Annotated in this window: 4 protein-coding genes; 3 read left to right on the forward strand and 1 reads right to left on the reverse strand. The window is 71.1% G+C overall.

Going from position 1 to position 6,150, the window contains the following annotated elements; genetic code table 11:
- Window positions 1–241 precede the first annotated feature (241 nt).
- The gene (locus ACFV1W_RS39780; protein WP_380422371.1) at window positions 242–1,444 is read left to right on the forward strand and encodes a sensor histidine kinase; all 1,203 of its coding nucleotides are present in this window, start codon (window positions 242–244) and stop codon (window positions 1,442–1,444) included.
- Between the two features lie 33 nt (window positions 1,445–1,477).
- On the forward strand, window positions 1,478–2,200 hold the full coding sequence (locus ACFV1W_RS39785; RefSeq protein WP_380422373.1) for a response regulator: 723 nt from the start codon (window positions 1,478–1,480) through the stop codon (window positions 2,198–2,200).
- 165 nt (window positions 2,201–2,365) lie between these two features.
- Here the strand turns inward: ACFV1W_RS39785 and ACFV1W_RS39790 are convergent, their stop codons facing one another.
- Entirely contained in the window at window positions 2,366–2,710 is a 345-nt protein-coding gene (locus ACFV1W_RS39790; protein WP_380422374.1) for a hypothetical protein, read from the reverse strand.
- A gap of 1,699 nt (window positions 2,711–4,409) precedes the next feature.
- Between ACFV1W_RS39790 and ACFV1W_RS39795 the strand changes: the two genes are divergently transcribed.
- On the forward strand, window positions 4,410–5,618 hold the full coding sequence (locus tag ACFV1W_RS39795; RefSeq protein ID WP_380422375.1) for an IS110 family transposase: 1,209 nt from the start codon (window positions 4,410–4,412) through the stop codon (window positions 5,616–5,618).
- Window positions 5,619–6,150 lie beyond the last annotated feature (532 nt).

Genomic DNA, 6,150 nt, shown 5'->3' on the forward strand with positions numbered 1-6,150 from the left:
ACGCGTCCCCACCGACGACAACGACTGACAGCGAGACCACGACTGGCCCTCAACTGAACCGTTGGAACCGGCCCGTTTTCAGCCGTCGCCGACAGTGACGGCTTGGAGTGAGCCAGGGCCCGCGGGCGCTGGCAGCGGCGGGCGCACACGCGGGACCCCTATCCCGACGCTGGCTGCCGGCTTCACGGCATCCACCCGAGGGTGGACGACCCTCAGATGTGGGGCGCCCTACCCTGCGGGAGTGCAGACAGGCAGATGGCGGCGTCGTGTCGATCCGCTGGTGACGGACACGGCCCTGGCGTGCGTTCTGGCGGTTGTCACCGTCGTCTACGCTCGGCAGAGTTTCGCAGCCCGCTACCAGAGCGAGGGATGGCCGCCCTTCGGCCTTCTCGCCGTCGCGCTCAGCCTTGCGGTGAACCTTCCCCTGGCAGTGCGCCGTCGGGCTCCATGGCTGGTGTTCGCCGTCTCACACGGGGCGTTCGCGCTCTATACCGCGGCGGGATTCCAGCCGTCGGTGAACCTGTGGGCGCCTCTGCTCGCCTGCTACACGGTGATCGCGCGGGAACCCGCGGGCCGTGCGGCCTGGGCGGCCGCGGTGACGGCCGCGGCGTGGACAGGCAGCGGCCTGGCGGCGCACCTGTCGCCCGAGCTGTCGGTGGCGCAGGCGGCGATCGCGGTCGGCGTCGTCTGGGCCTTCGCCACCGGCAGCCGACGACTGGCTCAACACAATGCCCAACTGGCCGAGCTGACCGCACAACTGGAACGAGAACAGGAGCTGCGCGCCCGGCACGCGATCACCGAGGAAAGGCTGCGCCTCGCCCGGGAACTCCATGACGTCGTCGCCCATCATCTGTCGGCGCTCGCGGTCCAGGCGGGCCTGGCCGACTTCGTGTTCACTTCCGACCCCGCGGCCGCCCGCCAGGCGGTGGTGTCGATCGGGGAGAGCAGTCGGCAGGCCCTGGAGGAGATGCGCGGGCTGCTCCACGTGCTGCGCGAAGGCACCGGTCCCGGCGACGCCGACCACCTCTACCGGCCATCACCCGGCCTGACGCGCCTGGATGAACTGGTGGAACGCGCCCGCTCGGCCGGTTGCGAGGTGTCCCTGTCTCTGTCGGGGCCCCGGCGCGCTTTGCCCCAGGGTGTGGACCTGTGCGCGTACCGGATCATTCAGGAAGCGCTGACCAACACCATCAAGCACGCCGGTCCCGAGGCCCGGGTCACCGTGAGTCTGGAGTTCGGTACGAACCATCTGGCGGGGCAGGTGACCGACGAAGGCGGAAAGGCACCAGCCGCCTTGCCCTCCAGCGGCATCGGCTTGCTCGGGATGCGTGAGCGGGCCAGACTCTACGGCGGGTCGCTGCGGGCCGGTCCCCGGGCCACGGGAGGGTTCGAGGTCGTCTTCACCCTGCCGCTGGCCCCGCTCGACACAGCCGGGGACAGCTGAGACTGCCTGGTATCTCACAAGGGGGAGGTCGCGATGACACGGCTGCTCGTCGTGGACGACCAGATACTCATTCGGGCCGGGCTCGCAGCCCTGGCCACGGCCGCGCCCGGCTTCGAGGTCGTCGGTCAGGCCGCCACGGGCGAGGAAGCCGTCGACCTGGCAGGGGCACTTCGCCCGGACGTGATCCTCATGGACATCCGCCTGCCGGGCATCAGCGGAATCACCGCCCTGGAGTACATTCTGGCCCAGGCCGTCGATCCCAAGCCGAAGATCGTCATGCTGACCGTCTTCGACCTCGACGAATACGTCTACGCCGCGCTCAGGGCCGGCGCCAGTGGCTTCCTCCTGAAAGACACTCCGCCTGAACGCCTCCTGGCCACCGTCACCCTGATCGCCGACGGTGAGATGCTCTTCGCCCCGACCGTCACCCGCCGGCTCATCGAGACCTTCGCTCCCCAGCCGACCGAACCACGGCAGCACCCGGCATCCCTCACCGAACTCACCGCCCGGGAAACCGACGTCCTTCACCTCGTCGGACAGGGCCTCACCAACGAACAGATCGCCCAGCACCTGGTGGTGAGCATCGCCACCGTCAAGACCCACCTCAATCGGGTGATGTCCAAACTCGGCCTGATCAGCCGCGCCCAAGCCGTCGTCATCGCCTACGAGAGCGGCCTGGTCGTACCGCGGCAGCACACGCACCACACCCCGTGGGCGAGTGGCGCGCGCCATGTGACCACGGAACCCGGCCCGTGACCGGCACCCTTGTGGCAGCGGGCGTCCACTGGCACCGCCCGCTGCCCGTCCTCCGCGGCCCACCGCCGCCCGCCACCGCACGGCAGCCATCCCCTTTGCGCCTTCAGCAGCTCGGCCCTGGCCGCGGCACCGCGGAAAATCGGTTCCCCGATCCAGCGGTGCGGATTACCAGTTCTTCCCGAGGCCCCAGGTGCCGCTCAGCCCGCCATGCCCGGCGCAGTACACGTAGGAGCCCCGCCGGTCGCCGGCCCAGCGCTCGACACCGTAGCTGGAGAAGCCGTCGTTGCACACACCGAAGGCGTAGTACCGCTTGGTCGGCCCATTGCCGTCGCACCATCCGCCGCCGGTGTTCCGATCGTGCCAGTAGTGGCACTTGCCGCCCCACGACTTCGCCCCGCTGTCGACGGCCGCTGCCGCCGGGAACGCCGAGAGGACACCAGCCCCCGAGCCCAGGACCATCAGGGCGAGGACGGCCAAGACGCGTACCCGAATACTCTTCGCGCGCTTCATGGATCGGTACCTTCCACTCGTCGAGGCGCCCGGTGCGCCCGAGCGGTTCGAGGCTAGGCGCGCAGCATCAGCCAGTCGTCCACCGCACGGTTGAGCCGCCCCGTCCAACCTGGGATGGACGCCGGTCGCAGCCTCCTGTCGGCGACGGTGCGTTGTGCGGCGGCCAGGCCGCGATGGTGGGCCCATCCCACCCCCGCTCCGGGGTGGCGCCCCTTGGAGGCGGTGCAGCAGCCGCAGGTGGTCGGCCTTCGCCTTCTCCTAATCCGAGGGGAGCCGCTTGGCTTCGGGGCGGGCGCTCTTGCGGCCGGCCTCCAGGACCGGGGCGACGGGCGGCAGGCCTCGTGGCCAGTCGGCGGGTAGACGGTCGGCCACGGCCGCAGGTCGTACGTGCAGGCGCCCTGACGGCGCAGCGAGGCCTTGGGGCCGCCTTGGCGGGGACTGCTACCGATGCCGGCGGTGCGCACGTGTCACTCACGAGCGACGCGGCAGGCCCTTGATTCCGCCGGTCAGTTCACGCACGACCTTACCCATGCCATGGCCAAGTCCCGCTCCCTCATAAAACGGCGGCGTAACTGAGGTCGACCAGGGTGATTCCAAGGTCTTCCCGGCTGCCCAGCGGCGGATCGGTGCCGGGTTGGTGAGGGTTGGTGGCGAGGTCGATCAGGGCATCGGTGCCGGCGACGATGCCGGACTTCCCACCTCGGTGGCGCAGTCGGCGACGGCGCCGGCCCACCCTTCGCGCCGTCGCTGCCAGCTGTCGCCCAGGCCGCGGCCAGTGGCCCGGGGCCCAGCGCCAGCTCGGACACCGGCACGAACCTGGCTGGAGCGACCGGAGCGACCAGAGCGGCGGGTTGGTCGACGACGGCTGTCACAGCCAGAGGACAACGAGCGCCCGGACGCCCGCGCGGAGCTCCAGGCCGCCGCCGAAGCCAGGTCCCGCCGATCACAGGTTCTGCAGGTAGGCGGTGTGGACCGTGAAGGCTGCTTGTTCGGGGGTGACGTGGAGCATCGCTTCCTGGGTGTGGACGTCACCGATGAAGTAGCCCTCGTACACCGCCACCCCTTCTCGCCGATGCCGGCCAGGCCGCGCTCGACCCAGCCGACCTGATGCCCCTCGCCGAGGACGAGGAAGACATCCGGGTTGACCGTCCAGCCAGCCAGCGCCCACCAGTCACCGAACCGCCCCGCATCGAGGGCGACGCGCACGTCACTCGGGGGCAGGCGGCGGTGCATCGGGTCGGCCGGGACCGGGAGCTCAGTGGGCGGCTCCGGCGAGGCCGGGGTGGGCGCAGCGAGTGCGGGCCGGGGGGCGGTCTGCTGCTGGGCGAGGCGCTGGTCGACCAGGTCGCGCAGCCGCTCACCGCCGGGCGGGGTTTCGCCCCGGGGCGCAACGGGCGCCGTGACGGCGGGCGGCGCAGAGGGCGCCGTTTCCCCGTTGCCTTCTTTGTGGCCCTGAAACGGGGCTCCTGGCCTCCCGGTCCGGCATGACTGTTGCCCCCTGTCGATCGCATGAGATCACATGACCTGGGGGGTGGTGTCACCGGGCCCGGAGCACCGTATGACCGCTGATGAGAGGCCTGACCGGCACCCGGCCGAGCGCAACGCGCGGCCGCTGACGGGTGCCGGGTCTGCGTAACGTGGATGCGCGCGAACGGTGCCGAAGGGCGAGGCCGGGACGGTGAACGACCCTCGGGGTTCGGTGTTCGACACGAGTGACATCGCGGTCTTCCTCGGCCTGGACGTCAGCAAGGGCGACCACCACGGCCACGGCCTGACCACCGCCGGCAAGACCGTGTTCGACAAGCGGCTGCCCAACAGCGAACCGAAACTGCGGGCCGTCTTCGACAAACTCACCGCCAAGTTCGGCCGCGTCCTGGTCATCGTCGACCAGCCCGCCTCGATCGGAGCCCTGCCACTCGCCGTGGCCCGCGACTCCGGCTGCGAGGTCGCCTACCTGCCCGGCCTGGCCATGCGCCGCATCGCCGACCTCTACCCCGGCGAAACCAAGACCGACGCCCGCGACGCCCACGTGATCGCGGACGCCGCCCGCACCATGCCCCACACCCTGCGCGCCCTCGAACTCGCCGACGAGACCGCGGCCCAGCTCACCGTCCGGACCGGCTTCGACCAGGACCTCGCCGCCGAGGCCACCCGCACCAGCAACCGCCTGCGCGGCCTGCTCACCCAGTTCCACCCCTCCCTCGAACGCGTCCTCGGCCCGCGCCTGGACCACCCCGCCGTCACCCACCTGCTCGAACAGCACGGCTCCCCGGCCGCCCTGCGCAAAGCCGGCCGACGAAAACTCGTCAGCCTGATACGCCCGAAGGCCCCGCGCATGGCCGAACGCCTGGTGGACGAGATCTTCGACGCGCTCGACGAGCAGACCGTCGTCGTCCCGGGCACCACCACCCTGGACACGGTGGTGCCCTCCCTGGCCCGCTCGCTCGCCGCCGTCCACGAACAGCGCCGAGCCGTCGAAGCCCAGATCAGCGAACTGCTGGAGACCCACCCTCTTTCCAAGGTCCTGACCTCGATGCCCGGAGTCGGAGTCAGGACCGCCGCCACCCTGCTGGTCACCGTCGGCGACGGCACCAGCTTCCCCACCGCCGCCCACCTGGCCTCCTACGCCGGCCTCGCCCCGGCGACCAAGTCCTCCGGATCCTCCATCCACGGCGAACACGCCCCCAGGACCGGCAACCGGCTCCTGAAACGAGCCATGTTCCTCTCCGCGTTCGCCGCCCTCCACGACCCCGACTCCCGCGCCTACTACGACCGCCAGCGAGACCGCGGCAAGACCCACACCCAAGCCCTCCTCCGCCTCGCCCGCCAACGCATCAGCGTCCTGTTCGCCATGCTCCGAGACGGCACCCTCCACGAGACCCGCACCCCCGAAACCGCGCCAGCATGACCCGCGCAGCCTTGACGAAAGACATAGAGGCACCCCCCGGGGGAGGAACCTGCGCCGCAACGGCCTGCGGCCGGTCGAGGGCAGGGCCGGTCGGCGGGGGAGTTTCGCCCCGGGGAGCAACGGGCGCGGGCCGGTCCTCGAGGGCGGTGCCGCCGGTCGCCGGAGCCGATACGCGCCCGGCCGCCGGCACCGGCGCCTCCGCGCTCGGGGAGGTACCGGACGAGCAGCGCCGCCAGGGCCCAGGGGTCGCCGTTGCCGACCACCAGTCGGGGAGACGTCGGCGACCTCCTGGTGGTCGTCGGCGACGTCCTGGTGGTGGTACTCAATCGGGAGGAGTCGCGCTCCGGCGGTATCGGCCTGGTTCTCGGCGGCGGCAGGGCCTCGTGGTTGACCCCGAGATCATCGGCCACCGAGCGAATCGCGCGACCCGGCTCCGATGACGGCGGCCATGAAAAGCTCCCCATAGGCGGCCATATAGGGCCCCACTGATGGCCAGCGGATTCCCCGCGGACGGCCAGATATCTCCCCGCTC

It is taken from the genome of Kitasatospora sp. NPDC059648 (genome assembly GCF_042734825.1).
GTDB lineage: Bacteria > Actinomycetota > Actinomycetes > Streptomycetales > Streptomycetaceae > Kitasatospora.